General features: G+C 64.9%; 16 protein-coding genes. 7 read left to right on the forward strand and 9 right to left on the reverse strand.

Annotated elements, in window-relative coordinates:
• Positions 1 to 206 precede the first annotated feature (206 nt).
• The 4 genes from B5V03_RS16865 to thiD all read right to left on the reverse strand — a co-directional run bounded on the left by B5V03_RS16865 (position 207) and on the right by thiD (position 4,157).
• Positions 207 to 1,190 (reverse strand): threonine/serine dehydratase, encoded by a 984-nt coding sequence (locus B5V03_RS16865; RefSeq protein ID WP_129271469.1) that lies wholly within the window; start codon positions 1,188 to 1,190, stop codon positions 207 to 209.
• Between the two features lie 64 nt (positions 1,191 to 1,254).
• Complete coding sequence (locus tag B5V03_RS16870) at positions 1,255 to 2,313, reverse strand: glycosyltransferase family 4 protein (RefSeq protein WP_129271470.1); 1,059 nt, start codon at positions 2,311 to 2,313, stop codon at positions 1,255 to 1,257.
• Positions 2,314 to 2,326: 13 nt separating this feature from the next.
• Positions 2,327 to 3,139 (reverse strand): UDP-2,3-diacylglucosamine diphosphatase, encoded by an 813-nt coding sequence (locus B5V03_RS16875; RefSeq protein WP_129271472.1) that lies wholly within the window; start codon positions 3,137 to 3,139, stop codon positions 2,327 to 2,329.
• A 217-nt stretch (positions 3,140 to 3,356) separates the two neighbouring features.
• Positions 3,357 to 4,157, reverse strand: coding sequence for a bifunctional hydroxymethylpyrimidine kinase/phosphomethylpyrimidine kinase (thiD, locus tag B5V03_RS16880; RefSeq protein ID WP_129271474.1), 801 nt, complete (start codon positions 4,155 to 4,157; stop codon positions 3,357 to 3,359).
• A gap of 277 nt (positions 4,158 to 4,434) precedes the next feature.
• On the opposite strand from thiD, the gene B5V03_RS16885 reads away from it, so the two are divergent.
• The 5 genes from B5V03_RS16885 to B5V03_RS16910 all read left to right on the forward strand — a co-directional run bounded on the left by B5V03_RS16885 (position 4,435) and on the right by B5V03_RS16910 (position 9,039).
• Complete coding sequence (locus B5V03_RS16885) at positions 4,435 to 6,411, forward strand: hybrid sensor histidine kinase/response regulator (RefSeq protein WP_245502246.1); 1,977 nt, start codon at positions 4,435 to 4,437, stop codon at positions 6,409 to 6,411.
• Between the two features lie 190 nt (positions 6,412 to 6,601).
• On the forward strand, positions 6,602 to 6,847 hold the full coding sequence (locus B5V03_RS16895) for an Lrp/AsnC ligand binding domain-containing protein (RefSeq protein ID WP_129271476.1): 246 nt from the start codon (positions 6,602 to 6,604) through the stop codon (positions 6,845 to 6,847).
• Positions 6,848 to 6,937: 90 nt separating this feature from the next.
• Positions 6,938 to 7,363 carry a PqqD family protein gene (locus B5V03_RS16900; protein ID WP_129271478.1) on the forward strand — a complete coding sequence of 142 codons (426 nt, stop codon included), beginning with the start codon at positions 6,938 to 6,940 and terminating at the stop codon, positions 7,361 to 7,363.
• Positions 7,360 to 8,352, forward strand: a complete 993-nt coding sequence (locus B5V03_RS16905) for a hypothetical protein (RefSeq protein WP_129271480.1) — start codon at positions 7,360 to 7,362, stop codon at positions 8,350 to 8,352. Before B5V03_RS16900 ends, B5V03_RS16905 begins: the two co-directional genes overlap by 4 nt.
• Positions 8,353 to 8,358: 6 nt before the next feature.
• Complete coding sequence (locus B5V03_RS16910) at positions 8,359 to 9,039, forward strand: glycosyltransferase family 2 protein (protein WP_129271481.1); 681 nt, start codon at positions 8,359 to 8,361, stop codon at positions 9,037 to 9,039.
• On the opposite strand, the gene B5V03_RS16915 is transcribed toward B5V03_RS16910, so the two are convergent.
• Both B5V03_RS16915 and B5V03_RS16920 read right to left on the reverse strand, forming a co-directional pair.
• The gene (locus tag B5V03_RS16915; protein ID WP_129271483.1) at positions 9,014 to 10,645 is read right to left on the reverse strand and encodes a nucleotidyltransferase family protein; all 1,632 of its coding nucleotides are present in this window, start codon (positions 10,643 to 10,645) and stop codon (positions 9,014 to 9,016) included. The genes B5V03_RS16910 and B5V03_RS16915 overlap by 26 nt on opposite strands.
• A 142-nt stretch (positions 10,646 to 10,787) precedes the next feature.
• Complete coding sequence (locus B5V03_RS16920) at positions 10,788 to 11,717, reverse strand: cytochrome c (protein WP_129271485.1); 930 nt, start codon at positions 11,715 to 11,717, stop codon at positions 10,788 to 10,790.
• 154 nt (positions 11,718 to 11,871) lie between these two features.
• Between B5V03_RS16920 and B5V03_RS16925 the strand changes: the two genes are divergently transcribed.
• On the forward strand, positions 11,872 to 12,288 hold the full coding sequence (locus tag B5V03_RS16925; protein ID WP_129271487.1) for a CHRD domain-containing protein: 417 nt from the start codon (positions 11,872 to 11,874) through the stop codon (positions 12,286 to 12,288).
• A 102-nt stretch (positions 12,289 to 12,390) separates the two neighbouring features.
• On the opposite strand, the gene B5V03_RS16930 is transcribed toward B5V03_RS16925, so the two are convergent.
• Entirely contained in the window at positions 12,391 to 13,011 is a 621-nt protein-coding gene (locus tag B5V03_RS16930) for a class I SAM-dependent methyltransferase (RefSeq protein WP_129271489.1), read from the reverse strand.
• A gap of 90 nt (positions 13,012 to 13,101) precedes the next feature.
• On the opposite strand from B5V03_RS16930, the gene B5V03_RS42730 reads away from it, so the two are divergent.
• Positions 13,102 to 13,491, forward strand: coding sequence for a VF_A0006 family four-cysteine protein (locus B5V03_RS42730; protein WP_283811539.1), 390 nt, complete (start codon positions 13,102 to 13,104; stop codon positions 13,489 to 13,491).
• A gap of 7 nt (positions 13,492 to 13,498) precedes the next feature.
• On the opposite strand, the gene B5V03_RS16940 is transcribed toward B5V03_RS42730, so the two are convergent.
• Positions 13,499 to 14,782 carry a cystathionine gamma-synthase family protein gene (locus B5V03_RS16940; RefSeq protein ID WP_129271491.1) on the reverse strand — a complete coding sequence of 428 codons (1,284 nt, stop codon included), beginning with the start codon at positions 14,780 to 14,782 and terminating at the stop codon, positions 13,499 to 13,501.
• 255 nt (positions 14,783 to 15,037) lie between these two features.
• Positions 15,038 to 15,484: a c-type cytochrome gene (locus B5V03_RS16945; protein ID WP_129271493.1), complete on the reverse strand. Its 447-nt coding sequence runs from the start codon at positions 15,482 to 15,484 to the stop codon at positions 15,038 to 15,040.
• Positions 15,485 to 15,584: the final 100 nt, after the last annotated feature.

Raw genomic sequence — 15,584 nt, forward strand, 5'->3', positions numbered from 1 at the left:
TCCCCCGCTTGCGGGGGAGGGTTGGGGAGAGGGTGCTTCCGCAGAGAGACTCCCCAAGAGGAGCGAGCCCCCACCCGGCGCTTCGCGCCGACCTCCCCCGCAAGCGGGAGAGGTTGCACCGAGCAAGCGGCAAGTTCGAATCCGCCCAACGACAATTGAGGAAGGGGCAGAGCAGAAACGCTCTGCCCCTTCTTCATGTCAAAAAATCAGGCCACCAGCTCGGCAAACAGATCCGCGTCAACATTGCCGCCGGACAGCACGATGACGACGTTCTTCCCGGCAACATCGAGACGTCCCGCAAGCAGCGCGGCAAGGCCGACCGCGCCACCCGGCTCGACCACGAGCTTCAGCTCATGGTAGGCGAACGAAACCGCCGCGCCGACTTCCTTGTCCGACGCGGTCACGCCGCGCGCCAGCAGCTTGCTGTTGATTGCAAACGTCATCTCGCCGGGGATCAGCGCCATCAGCGCATCGCAGATGGTGCGGCCTGCAGGCCCATGCGGCTCGCGATGGCCCGCGGTCAGCGAAATGCCGTGATCGTCGAACGCCTCGGGTTCGGCCACCACGATCTCGGCCAGCGGATAGCGCGCCTTGACCGCAGTCGCAACGCCCGCGATCAGGCCGCCGCCGGAGGCCGGCGCCACCACGATGTCGGGGCTAAGACCGAGCGTTGCCATGTCCTCAGCGATTTCGCGGCCGGCGGTGCCCTGCCCCGCGATCACGAAGGGATCGTCATAGGGCCTGACCAGCGTCGCACCGCGCTTCTCGGCGATATCGCGCGAGATCGCCTCGCGGTCGTCGTTATAGCGGTCGTACAGCACAACGTCGGCGCCGTAGGATTTGGTGCGCTCGCGCTTCGACAGCGGCGCGTCCGCGGGCATCACGATGGTTGCGTGCATGTCGAGGATTTTTGCCGCCGCCGCCACGCCCTGGGCATGGTTGCCGGAGGAGAACGCGACGACGCCGCCGGCCCGCTTGTCCTGCGGGATCGAGAACACCTTGTTGAAGGCGCCGCGGAACTTGAAGGAGCCGGTGCGCTGGAGCATCTCCGGCTTCAAAAACACTTTGGCACCGACGCGCTCGTTGAGCACGGGAAAGGACAACAGCGGGGTGCGGACGGCGAAGGGCGCGAGCACGCGCGCTGCGGCATCGATATCGGCAGGGCCGATCGGGAGGAGCTGTTCGGTCATGGCCGAACTGTATCGCGGCAGCCTCGGCGCGGGCAAGACACCTCCGCGCGATGAACGGTGGCTTTCAGGCTACGAAACTAACCGGGTCCGCCCCATTCCTGCCTGATAGCACCGCGCCGACCGCCAGAATGCTGTCTATGAAGGCCCTCGCCGAGGCTTCCCAGGTGTAGCTGGAGGCGAACTCCACACAGTCCTGCCGGGAGATGTCGAGCGCCGCGAAGCAGGCGTTGCGCAGATCGTGATCGAGCGCGCCGACCGGCGCATCGCCGATCACGTCGCGGGGACCCTTCACCGGGAAGGCTGCAACCGGCAGGCCGCTGGCGAGCGCCTCCAGCAGGACCAAGCCGAACGTGTCAGTCTTGCTGGGAAACACGAACACGTCCGCCGCAGCATAGATCTCCGCCAGCGCCTCGCCGTGCTTCTCGCCGAGAAAGATCGCGTCGGGATAAGCCTCTTCGAGCGAGGCACGCGCCGGTCCGTCGCCGACGATCACCTTGGTGCCGGGCAGGTCGAGATCGAGGAACGCCTCGAGATTCTTCTCCACCGCGACGCGGCCGACCGACAGGAACACCGGCCCCGGCAGGCAGAGGTCGATGGCGCGGGGATGGAACAGGCCGGTGTCGACGCCGCGCGGCCACAGCACGACATTGTCGAAGCCACGCTCGGTCAGCTCGCTGGCGAGCGCAGGCGTCGCCGCCATCACGGCACGGCTGGGCGCATGGAAACGACGCAGCGCCCGCCAGATCAGCGAGCCCGGAACCGGCACGCGGGCGCGGACATATTCGGGGAAGCGGGTGTGGAAGCTGGTCGTGAACGGCAGCTTGCGCTGACGGCAATAGCGGCGAACCATCAGGCCGATCGGCCCTTCCGTCGCGATGTGGATGCTGTCGGGGCGCGCTTCCTCGATCAGTTTTGCGATTCGCGCCGGGCGCGGCATCGCGAGCCGCACGTCGCGATAACTGGGCATCGCGAAGGTGCGGAACGATTGCGGCGTCAGGAACGTAAATTCGGCGCCAAGATCTTCGGCGTGAAGCGCCCCCGCAGCATCAGCGAGCTTGGTCAGCGTCCGAACCACACCGTTGACTTGCGGGTGCCAGGCGTCGGTCGCGACCAGGATGCGCATCAGGCGGCCCTCGTTATGCAGCTCTGGCTGCCACCTGCGGGACCTGCGCCGGCTTCTGCGCATGGTCCGCCCAGGTGATGATCTCGAAATGGCCGTCGTCGTGCTCGACGAGCGCGGTGCAGCTCTCGACCCAGTCGCCGCAATTCATGTAGCGGATGCCGTTCTCGTCGCGGATCACGGCATAGTGGATGTGGCCGCAGATCACGCCGTCGGCGTCATGGCGCCGTGCTTCGGCGGAGAGCGCCTGCTCGAACGCGCCGATATAGTTGACGGCGTTCTTGACCTTTTGCTTGGCCCATTGCGACAGCGACCAATAGGGCACCTTGAACATGCGGCGGAAGAAGTTGACGAAGCGATTCATCTGGATCGCGAAGTCGTAGGCCTTGTCGCCGAGATGGGCGAGCCAGCGCGCGTTCTGCACCACGAGGTCGAAGATGTCGCCGTGGATGACGAGATAGCGCTTGCCGTCCGCGCCGGTGTGAACGGTGTTCTCCACCACGTCGATGCCGCCGAAATGCGTGCCGTAATAATTGCGCAGGAATTCGTCGTGATTGCCGGGCACGTAGATGATCTTGGCGCCTTTGCGCGCCTTGCGCAGCAGCTTCTGGACCAGGTCGTTATGCGATTGCGGCCAGTGCCAGCTCGATTTCAGCGCCCAACCATCGACGATGTCGCCGACGAGATAGATCGTGTCGGCGTCGTGGTAACGCAGGAAATCCAGCAGAAGGTCGGCTTGAGAACCGCGGGCTCCGAGATGAACGTCGGAGATAAACAACGTGCGAAAGCGCCGCTCCGGGCTCTCGTCACTCACATCGTAACTTCCCATGCGCCAGCCTGTAACAAATGTCCCGTGACAGGGGGATGACAGATTGAACCCTTGAGGCACCCTCGAATACGAATCAGGCCTTGCCTCGCCCTCCCCGCGAATATCAGTCGCATGCGACAATCAGGCGACATGAGGCCGCAGCGGCCTCCGCAAAGCTACGGAACCGCACGGCCTTAGTGGTTAATGCCGCGGTCAGTGGCGCCGCGCGCCGCCGGCGTCAGTAAAACTTGTGGAAATGATGGATCGGCCCGTGGCCGTGACCGACGCTGAAACGGTCGGCGGCCGCGATCGCGGCACTGATCCAGGCCTTGGCACTGCGCACGGCCTGCTCGAGCTCCTCGCCCTTGGCGAGCCCCGCTGCGACCGCCGAGGATAGCGAGCAGCCGGTGCCATGGGTATTCTCAGTGGCGACGCGCGGCGCGGCGAGCGCGATCGTTGTCTGGGAATCGACGAGATAGTCGGTGCTCTCGGCGCCCTCGCCGTGCCCACCCTTGATCAGCACCGCCCGGCAGCCGAGCGCCATCAGCCGGCGCCCCTGGCTTTCGATCGCGGCCTCGCTTCGTGCAATGGGCTCGTCGAGCAGAGCCGCGGCCTCCGGCAGGTTCGGCGTGATCACCGAGGCGAGCGGCATCAGTTTCGTGCGCAGCGCCTCGACGGCTTCGGACGCGAGCAGGCGATCACCCGATGTCGCGACCATCACGGGATCGAGCACCACATGCCGGGGCTTCCAGCGCGACAGCGCTGCCGCGATCGCATCGATGCTGGCGGCCTGCGCCACCATGCCGATCTTCACCGCGCCGATGTCGAGATCGGAGAACACGGCGTCGATCTGGGCGGTGACGAACTCGGCCGGCACCGCGTGAATGCCGGTCACGCCGCGCGTGTTCTGCGCGGTGAGTGCCGTGATGGCGGAGGCGCCATAGACGCCGAGCGCGGCAAAGGTCTTGAGGTCGGCCTGGATGCCGGCGCCGCCGCTGGAGTCGGAGCCGGCGATGGTGAGCGCCACGGACGTCGTCATTGCCGGACACACTCGGTTGAAAGGGACAGCACCATGCCCTGTCCTAGCGCGCCCCGGATGAGCCAGCAAGCCGGGCCGGCCGGGGAACAGCGACTCATCTGGAAGTGGCCCTGCGTAGGCCTGTCGACCCGCAAGCGTGCATATCACCGGAAAATATGACTTCGCCATAGCCCGGCCTTGGCACCCGCCCCGACGAGTGAGACGGTAATTGGCGGATTCGTCCAGGGGCGCCATGTGCTGGCCGGCCTCGGCCCGCAAGACTTATCGGGGTGGAATCATGTGGGCTTACTTCGAACGCATCCTCGACTCCTCGATGTTTTCACCGCACGGGATCTGCCTGCTGTGGGAGCCCGAGCTGATCTGGCTCCACGTCATCTCGGACGCCTTCATTGCGGCAGCCTATTTCTCGATTCCGTTTGCGCTTGCGATCCTCGTCACCAAGCGGCGCGACCTCAAATTCGGCTGGGTCTTTTGGGCCTTCGCCGTTTTCATCATGGCGTGCGGCCTGACCCATGTGCTGTCGATCTACACCCTCTGGGTCCCGGTCTACGGCATCGAGGGCCTGGTCAAGGCGGCGACGGCCGTGGCATCCGTGTTCACCGCCGGCGCGCTCTGGCCGCTTCTGCCGAAGATCCTGACCATCCCCTCCCCGTTCGAGCTCCGGAAGGTCCAGGCCGCGCTCGAGGAGGAGGAGATCAAGAGCCGGGACGCGGCGCAGCTGCTCCGGCAGGTCGAAGACGCCCAGCGCGCGCTGCGCGAGAGCATGACGCGCCTCACCGCCGTCGTCGACACCGCGGTCGACGGCGTCATCCTGTTCGACGCGCAAGCCCGCATTCTCCTGTTCAATCCTGCCAGCGAACGGCTGTTCGGCTATCGCGCCGACGAGGTCATGAATCTCGACATCGGCATGCTGATGTCCAACGAGAAGAGACCCTCCTCCCCCGGTCAAGCACGGCGTCTCGCAACCGGAGAGGCCGTCGGCGTGCGCAAGGACGGATCGACCTTTCCGATGGATCTGTCGGTGGGCCAGGCGTGGCAGGACGGCGAGCTGATCTACGTCGGCATCGTCCGCGATCTGACTGCGCGCAAGCTGACCGAGCAGCAGCTCCAGCAGGCCCAGAAGATGGAGACGGTTGGCCAGCTCTCCGGCGGCATCGCCCACGACTTCAACAATCTGCTCACCGTCATCATCGGCAACGCCGAGCACCTCAGCGAGCAACTCAAGTCCCGGTCCGACCTGCGGCAGTTCGCCTACGACATCTGCCAGTCCGGCGAACGCGGCGCGGAGTTGACGCGAAGGCTGCTCGCGTTCAGCCGCCGCCAGCTGCTCCAGCCGCAGACGATCGACTGCCGCGAGCTGCTCGAATCCATATTCAAGCTGCTCAAGCGCACCTTGCGCGAAAACATCGAGATCAAGACGGCGTTCGGCCCGCGCGCGATCCAGGCTTTTGCCGACCGCGCCCAGCTGGAATCCGCCGTGCTCAATCTTGCACTGAACGCGCAGGACGCCATGCCGTCAGGCGGCCACCTGACGCTGAGCACCGAGCTTGCCGCGATCGACGAGGACTATCGCGCCCTGCATCCGGAAGTGGCGGCCGGCAGCTACGCCTTGATCTCCGTGACCGATGACGGCGAAGGCATGACGCCCGAGGTCATCGAACACGCCTTCGAGCCGTTCTTCACCACCAAGGAGGTCGGCAAGGGCTCGGGCCTCGGGCTCTCCATGGTCTATGGCTTCGCCAAGCAATCCGACGGCCATGTCTCGATCTACAGCGAACGGGGCCTGGGCACGACGGTCCGGATCTACCTGCCGCGCGCCGGCGGACAATCCCTGACCGAGCCGCCGGAGAACGAAGAGGCAGCACCGAGAGGATACGAGACGATCCTGATCGCGGAGGACGATCCGTTTGTCCGCTCCTCGGCCATTCGCAGGGTGGAAGCGCTCGGCTATCGCGTCGTCGCCGCCGTCAACGGCAAGGAAGCCTTGCAGCGGCTGCGCACCGACCCCGGCATCGACATGCTGTTCACCGACATCATCATGCCCGGCGGGATGAGCGGCTGGGACCTGGCCGAACAGGCCCGGCGGATTCGCCCCTCGCTGCCGATCCTGTTCACCTCGGGCTATGCGCTGGAGGCCCTGATCGAGCAGGGCCGCGCGCAGGCGCAGGCGATCATCCTGACCAAGCCCTACCGCAGGGCCGAGCTCGCGCAGCGGCTCAGGGACGCATTTGCGGCGGCGACCGTGACCTCCTGAGCGCCGGACTGGCGGCCCGGCAGCCGGCTTGCTAAATCGGGCTGGGTTTGGCCTATTAGAGCGTTTTCGAGCGAAGTGGATACCGGTTCGCGTAAAGAAAACGCGTCAAAACAAGAAGCTAGAGCCCCGTTCCGATTAAATCGGAACGGGAATGGCTCTAGCGGCCTGCTATGCCTTCGGAGTGACTGCAATGGTTCCCTTTTTCGTCCAGATCAAATGCAAGCTCGGCCAGTCCTATACGGTCGCCAATGCGCTTGCCGAAGCCGAGATCGCCTCCGAGATCTACTCCACCGCCGGCCATTACGATCTGCTGGTGAAGTTCTATGTCGACAACGACACCGACATCGGCCACTTCATCAACGAGAAGGTGCAGGTTCTGCCTGGTATCCAGGACACGCTCACCATCATCACCTTCAAGGCGTTCGGCACGAGCTGACTGCCCGCATTTGGCGCAAGCGGCATGGTTGCGCAGCCGGCCGCCTGTGTTAGCGTCCGGCCGTTGAAATTGAACTGAGTACTGCAAGTCATGGCCCTCACCACCTCGGTGCCGCTGCTGATCAGCCAGCAATTTGATAGCGAAGTGGTGCTCGCCAACTATCAGAACGGCGTCTACTACAACCTCGACGGCAGCGCGGCGCAAGTCTGGCTCGGCCTCAAGGCCAACCGAACGGTTGAGGAGATCGGCAGCACTCTCGCGGCGGCGACCGGCGGCGACGGGCCGGCCATCACACAACAGGTGCAGGCCTTCGTCGACAGCATGCTGGCGGAAGGCCTGATCGCCGAAGGCGATGCCGATGCGCGCGCCGAGACATGGGCGCCGGTGTTGTCGGGCACATTCGTTACCCCGGAATTCCAGCGCTTCGACAATCTGCGAGATCTGCTCCTGATGGATCCCGTGCATGATGCCGGCGAAGAAGGCTGGCCGCTGCGCGAGACCCAAGAAGCGAAATGAGAGCTAGCGATCTCATTCGGCAGGAGATCGCTGGGGTCTTCGCCAAGACGGCCCTGGTGCCGGTCGAAGCGCACGCCCGCTGCGGCCCGTTCGGCTTGGACCTCGGCTTTGCCTCGCAGGATTTGGCCGGCATGTTCCTGCCGGCCTATATCCAGTCCACGCCCGGGACGATCGATCTCGACCTGCGCTTCATAAGCGCCGATCACTACGACCTTTCCGCGCTGGTGCCGGTGGCCGCCGAGAAGCCGCGCCTCCTGATCGAGGACGGCATCTATTCGGTATGGCAGCCCGCTGTCATTCCCGTGCTCTATGCGGTCGACCTCGCGGCAAGACGAGGCATCGCCTGGCTGCCCAAGGGTGAAGCGCCGCCCTGGATCCGCAGCCGTCCCGCGATCTCGCTGATCCATGCCATGATGCACGACACGCCCTGGTGCGCCGTCCATGGCGCGGCGGTGGGACACGACGCAGGTTTTACGCTGCTCGCGGGCGAAGGCCACAGCGGCAAGACCACGGCGGCGCTGGCCTGCACGAAGGCCGGCTGGCGCTATGCGGGTGACGACTTTGTCGCGGTCAACAGCGCCACCGGCCGGATCGAGCCGCTGTTCTGCTCGGCGCGCTTGCGCCCTGCCCTGGTCGAGACCTTTCAGAGCTTCATCGGCGAAACCACGGCGGTCTCGGATTTCAACGGCGAGCCGCGCCACGAGCTGAGCCTCGCCGGTCTCGGCGACCGCATCGGCGGCGGCAAGCTGCGCGCGACGTTCATCCCGCGCCGGCGCGGCGCGGCAACGCCCGAGTTCACGCCGGCGAAGCAGTCGGACGCGTTTCGCGCTCTGCTGCCGACCACCGCCTACGAATTGCCGGGATGGCCGAACGAGATCGCCGCCAAGGTCGCGAAGATCGCTGGCCTCGCACCGGTGTTCTTCACCGACACCGGCACCGCGCCGATGGAGATTCCCACGGCCTTCGCCCACCAGCTGGACCAGCTCTGAGGCCGCATGCGCGTCTCCGTGGTCATCGCCGCCTACAATGCCGAGGCTTACATTGCCGAGGCGATCGAGAGCCTGCTCGGCCAGACCGTTCCGCCCGATGAGGTCATCGTCATCGACGACGGCTCGACCGACGGCACGCGCGGCATTCTCGATGGCTTCAGTGACCGCATCGTCGCGTTCACCCAGGCCAACAGCGGTCAGGCCACAGCCGTCAACAAGGGCCTGGCGCTCGCATGCGGCGAGCTGATCGGCTTCTGCGATGCGGACGACCTCTGGACCCCGCGCAAGCTTGAACTGCAATTGGCGCTGCTGGAGCGCGACGGCGCCATTGAGGCCGCGTTCGGCAAGGTGCAGCAATTCGTCAGCCCCGACGTGCCGGAACAGCACCGCGTGCGCCTCACACCGGCCGTCGAGATCATGCCGGGCGAGCTGAAGCAATGCATGCTGATCCACCGTGCTGCGCTCGACCGGGCCGGCCCATTCGACGAGACGCTGCCGGCGACCTTCTTCATCGCCTGGCTCGGCCGCGCCAAGCAGAGCGGATTGAAGATCGCCCATGTCGATGACATCCTCGTCCGACGCCGGCTGCATCTCGGCAATGGCGGCCGCACCAATACGGACGCTCAGAACCTCCAGACGCTGATGGCGCTGCGCAAGGCCATCAAGGCGCAGCGGCCGCCGGAGTGAACACCGGCACGCCGTCGACCGCGACCCACTTCACGAACAATCCGAGCAGGCGGTGGTCGATCGAATGGCCGATATCCATCGGACGCCCGACGTCGAGCATCCGCAGCGCGACGACGATCTTCCGCTCGCCCGTGCCGACGACCTTCGCTTTCAGCGTCAGCCTGAACGGCATCGGGTCGTTACGCCCCGCGATCATCTGCAACACCTCACCGGTGCCGGTAAAGGCCGCGAAGCGAAAGCTCTCGATGCCCGGCGGCAGGAACGGGATCACCGCCAGCTCCACCACGGCAAACGTCTGCGGCTGTCGATCGATCGGCACGTCGATGACGGCGAACTGATGATCAGTCCACCGCCCCTCGTCTTCCGGAATGGAAAACCCCTGTCCGAACCAGACGCCTTTTCCGCGCAGCGGATGCGTCGTAGCAGCCGCCTGCTGCCAGATCCGCTTCAGGATCGCGTCCCGAAACAAGGGAAAATGCGTGACGCTGGCATCGAACGCGGCGATGGCCGCGCCCGGCAGCCGCAGCCAATCCAACCCGCGAAACGGCGCCTTGAACTGCGCGCGCAATGACGCGAAGAAGGCCACCCGGAACTGCTGCCATGGCGTGCGCTGCGCCCATGGCACCGCGCGCAACCTCATCTCGACGGATTTCCCGGGCGGGCCGTAGCGCCACAACTGCTCCACCAGGCCATCCGGCATGAGCGCCGGCATCTCCCGCGCGACGACGTCGAGCAATTGCGCCGCGAACAGGCCGCCGTTGTAGCGCGTCACGATCGAACGGAAGCGATCCCAATCGACCTTGTTGCCGTAGTTCTCCAGCACGTGGACGACCTCGAGCGCCCGGAACACCATCTCCTTCTGATCGGCAGGCTCCGGCCGCATGGCCGCGATCGCCAGCTGCTCGGCAAGGCCCGGGATCAGCACGTCATGGGTCAGCAGCTTCGCCCGCTCGGCGGTCCTGAACAGCTCCTCGGTGAAGCTCTCGTCGTCGAGCCAGAAGATCGCGCGCCAGTGCAGATCGATGGCCCGGCTGAAGCCGGCCCGCGACATCGCGGCAGCATGGATGTCGCGGTCGAAATCGGACTCCGAGAACAGCTCGACCTTCATGCCATGGCTGCGGAACGAAGCCTGCCGCAGCACCTCGATGGCGCGCGGCGCCTCGACGCGGCGAACCAGGAGATCGTAATCCCCCGTCATGCGCTTGGCCATGTAGCTCTCGTCGCGCGCAAACAGCGCGCCGCCCTTGATCAGCAGCGCGTCGATGCCGGCACTTTCGAGCGCGCGATTGGCCTCGACGAGATCGCGAACCCGCGTCGCGTTCGACAACCAGACATGCTTGACGACACCGCGCATCCGCTTGGTGTCGGCATCGACAATCCCGGCCCTGTCGACGGTGGCGACGAGCAGCGGCATGGTGCGGTAGACGATCTCGTCGGCGGCCTCCAGCGGCTCGGAGGCGCGCCAGTCCCGATAGGCGTCGATGGCGGTCTGGCCCTGTCCGAGAGCGGCCCGAAACAGCGTCAGGAAACGCCCATGGAGCACGAGCGGGAGCTTTGCTGCGCCAGCCATCTCAACCGAACGGTTGAGATGCGATGCCTGCTGCATCCGGCCCGGCACAATCACGCGTCGAAACAACGGGCGCTACCCGCGCAAAGACCAGACAACCCATCGTGACGCAATTCCAATTCGCAACCGGCAGCAAAACATGCGGGTGCGCTCCCGGCGTGTCAATTGGAAAGGCCCTGCGTCAGGCGCCACCTTCCTTGCGCTTCGGTCGCGGCGGGCCGTCCACCGGCGGCAGCGACTTCAGATAATCCGCCATCGCCGCAAGATCCGCTTCCGGCAATTGCGAAATGTTCTTGATCACGCGCGTCATCGCGCCGCCGACGCTGTCGCCGTCGGGCAATTCGCCTGACTTCAGGAAATAGGAAAAATCCTTCACGCTCCACTCGCCAAGGCGCTTCTGCGTGATGTTCGGCACCCATCCCTCGCCTTCCGGATTGGGCCCACCGGCAAAGCGCTCGCCCGAGATGATGCCGCCCAGCACATTGCGCGGGCTGTGGCATTCGGCGCAATGGCCAAAACTATTCACGAGATAGGCGCCGCGATTCCATTGCGGCGACTTGGTGCCATCGGCGACGAACGGCTTGCCGTCCATAAACAGGAATTTCCAGATGCCGACATTGCGCCTGATGTTGAACGGAAAGGGCACGTCGTGGTCACGCACTTTTCCTGCAACGGCCGGCAGCCTTTTCAGATAGGCAAAGAGATCGAGCACGTCCTCGCGCTTGGCGTGCTGGTAGGAGGTGTAGGGAAAGGCCGGGAAATAATGCTGCCCGTCAGGTGAGACCCCGCGCATGACCGCGTTGACGAAATCGGCCTCGGTCCATTTGCCGATGCCGTAGGTCGGATGCGGGGAGATGTTGGGCGCGTAGAACGTTCCGAACGGCGACTTGATCGCGACCCCGCCGCCGAGCCTGAGACGATCGGGCTGGTCGGGAACGGCATGGCAGGACGCGCAGCCGCCGGCGTTGAATATCACCTCGCCATTGGCGAGGTCAGGCACATGGGCCGGCCCCGGGCCAACGGCGGCCACCACCGGCGCACTGAGCCACCAATAGACCCCGGCAGCGGCAATCGCTGCAAGCAGCGCCGCCCAAATTGTTCGTTGCAACATTCGCTCCATCCACGCGTTGGGTCGAGCCTATGACCGATATCCGCGCGGCTCCAGCCACGAAGAATTTAAGGCGTCCCCCGCGGTCACGGGAATAAACTGAAACGGCGGCTGTTGGAAGTTTGGAAGCCCAACGAGGTCACCAGGGAGAATGTTCATGAACAAGATCGTCATCGCCATATTCGCGCTCGGCGCCGTTGCCTTTACAGGCTCGGCCAGCGCCGAAAAGCTGAAAGCAACGCTCGACGCCAAGTCCGAGGTCCCGGCCACGACCAGCAGCGGCACCGGAACGGCCGATCTGGACTATGATGCCGCCAGCAAGAAATTGTCCTGGAAACTCACCTATTCCGGCCTGTCAGGCCCCGCCACCGCGGCCCACTTCCACGGCCCGGCCGAGGCCGGCAAGAACGCCGGCGTCGCGGTCCCGATTCCGGGCGCCGCCAATAGCCCGGTCGAGGGCTCGGCGACGCTGACCGACGCGCAGGCCGCCGATCTCCTCGCCGGCAAGCTCTACGTCAACATTCACACCGCGGCCAATCCGGGCGGCGAGATCCGCGGTCAGGTGACGAAGTAGGCGAAGACGCCGCTTCGTCGCGGAAAGGCCGGACGCAAGGAGGGAGCGTCCGGTCTTTTCGATTCTGCACGTCTCGATTCCGGTGTCTCGATTCCGCGCGTCTCAGGCGGGACGCTTCCGCACCGCGACCTGATGGCTCCTGAGGATCATCTCGGCATCGCCGTGCCAGGCGAGGAACGTGTCGACGGCAGGCGCGACGCGCTCCGCGTCGGGATTGTCGGGCTTCCAGGTATAGTCGTCCACCAGCATCACGCCGCCGACGCGCAACAGGCGCCAGGCGCCGAGGCAATCGATCATCACGTCGTCGCGCTGATGGCTGCCGTCGACATAGATGAAATCGAACACCGCGTTCTCTTCGCGCAGCAGCCCGAGCGCCTTGATCGAGGTGCCCGCGATCTTGCGAAGGCGCGCTCCATGGGCGGCGAGATTACGGTCGAAGCGCCCGCCATCCTCCTCGGGGAAGAGGTCGACGCAGGTCAGATGCGCGCTCGCGAAGAATTCTAGCCAGAACAGCGCGGATCGTCCCTCCTTGGAGCCGATCTCGAGCACCCGTGTCGTCGTATCGCGCATGTCCTTGAACAGCGTGCTCCAGACCATCGTGCGTCCCGCCACGTAGTCGCGCCGAAATTCCCTGCCCGCAAAGATGTGCGCATAGGGGTCCTGGGCTCGCGCCAGCTCGACGACCCGCGCGTGAAGCTGCGTCAATCGGGATGACTCGCTCATGAGAGGCGCGACCTTGGCTGTGCGACGACGCCCGCCATTGTGCCATCGACCTGACGCTTTATGATCGCCTCCAGAGCAAAGGGCCGCAACATGACCACTCCCAACGAGATTTATCCCGCCTTCCCTGGCAAATTATCGCACCAAGGGGCCTGCCGGAAGCCTGCTCGCGCGCCATCGCATATCCTGGCGGCCGTGGCCGTTGCCGCAACGGTTCTTTCGTTCTCTGGACCGGTCGTCGCGCAATCCGACATGGAAAGACAAGCTCAATGCGAGCTGTCTGCCATCCGCGACACGCGATCGCCCCTTGCGGTCCAGTATATCCGCTCGGCCTGCAACTGGCTCGCGGTCAACGGCGACTCCCTGCTGAACGCATCCAACAAGGGCTATTATGTCTGCCTCGTGCGGCAGCTCTCGGGTGCGCAGAGCAACGAGGCTGCCGCAGCGATCATGTCGGCATGCCGCACGTCCAATCCGCTGTGAAGCGCACTCAAGCCGCGTTCAGCGCTTGCCCGAGATCCGCGAGCAAATCCGACGGATTCTCGATGCCGATCGACAGCCGGATCGTGGAATCGAGCACGCCGATTTTCTGGCGGATGTCGGCGGGAACGCCGGAATGGGTCATGGTGGCAGGCAGGCTCGCAAGCGATTCCGTTCCGCCAAGGCTCACCGCCAGCTTGAGGATCTGCAGCGCGTTGAGGAAATTCACGGCCGCCGCCTTGCCGCCGACGATGTCGAACGAGAAGGTCGATCCCGCCCCCAGGCATTGCCGCGCGAACACGCGGCCCGCGGGCGAGGTCTCCTCGTGATGACCGAGATAGTGGACCTTCGCGACCTTGGGATGATCGCGCAGATAGGCCGCCACAAGGCGCGCATTCGCATCGGCCTTTTCCATCCGCAGGCTCAGCGTCTCGAGCGAGCGGTTGATCATCCAGCAGGAATGCGGATCGAGCTGGGTGCCGATCGCGCCGCGGAGCTGCTTGATGCCCTTCATGATGGCCTTCGCGCCGAGCGCGGCGCCCGCGATCAGGTCCGAATGGCCGCCGACATACTTTGTCAGCGAATACAGCGAAATATCCGCGCCGTGCTCGATCGGCCGCTGAAACACGGGACCAAGCAGCGTATTGTCGCAGGCGATGATCGGGGTGTGTCCCTGGGCTTTGCCGATGGCATCGGCGACGCGGCGGATCATCGCGATGTCGACCAGGCCGTTGGTGGGGTTGGCGGGCGTCTCGATCAGGATCATCGAGACCCGGCCCTTGCGCATCGCCTCGTCCGCGGCCTGTTTGACCGCCGCTTCATCGATGCCGTCGGCGAATCCGACCGCGCCGATCGACAGGCGCGCCAGCGTGTTCGTCAGCAGGGTTTCCGTGCCGCCATAGAGCGGCTGAGAGTGCAGGATGACATCACCGGGGCGGACGAACGCGAGGATCGTGGTCGAGATCGCCGCCATGCCGGATGAAAACAGCGCGCAGCTCTCGGTGCGCTCGTAGATCGCGAGCCTGTCCTCGACGATCTCGCTGTTGGGATGATTGAAGCGCGAATAGACCAGCCCCGCGCCCATCCCTTCCGGCGGCTCGCGCCGGCCGGCGACGAAATCGAAAAAGTCCTGCCCGTCCTCGGCCGTTTTGAACACGAAGGTCGAGGTCAAAAACACCGGCGGCTTGATGGCGCCTTCCGACAATTGCGGATCATAGCCATAGGTCAGCATCAGGGTTTCCGGATGCAGCATATGGTTGCCGATGTGGGTCTTTGACGGGAACGGTTTTGCCATGGCCTGTCTCGCTGTTCCTGATTCAGTGCTCGCGGCGCTGGCTCAGACAGCTCGCATCGACGTCGCCGCGGTTGGCGTGAAGATAGCTGCTCCAGCGGCGATCCGTCAGGGCTTGCGGGCAGAATTTCCTGCGGCTCAGGCGTTGCGACTCGCGGCCACGGTCGAGCGACAAAAAGGCGGCTGCTGTCGCAGCCGCCCTTTCCGAATTCCCCGTAGCCCGGATTTCGCTTGCGCTCCATCCGGGCTACGAAAAGCTCAGCCGTTCTTCACGCGGAACGTCTCGTGGCAGCCGCCGCATTCCTTGCCAACTGCGGGGAAAGTCGCCTTGAGCGAGTCCAAATCCTTGATCTTGCCCTTGGCCTCGCTGACGACCTTGCCGAAACTTGCGGCCTTGGCGTCGAAACCGGCCTTGTCCTCCCAGATCTTCGGCGAGGCGCTGTAGTCGCCCTCGGGCTTCAGGCCCTTGGCGCTTGCCGGAAACAGGTTCGGCAGCTTCTTGGCGGTGTCCTCGAACTGCGCCAGGGCCGTATCGACGGTGGCCTGGTCGTAGGGCTTCTCGCCCTTGACCATCGCCGCCACCGCGCCGGCATTCTTGCCATTGCCCTTCATGAGGGTCTGGACTTCCTTGACGGAGTCCTGTTGTGCCCAAACCGCGCCCATGCCAAGCAGCAGCACGCCCCCGACAACCAACACTCGCTTCATTCGCAAAATCCCTTTCGTTAAGACGGATCGTGCCGACCCCACATTGGGCCAACACCATCAGGCAGGTTTCATTCCATCCAAGGCGTGGCGAAAAATCGTC

This window comes from Bradyrhizobium betae, from assembly GCF_004123905.1.
Classification (GTDB): Bacteria; Pseudomonadota; Alphaproteobacteria; order Rhizobiales; family Xanthobacteraceae; genus Bradyrhizobium; species Bradyrhizobium betae_A.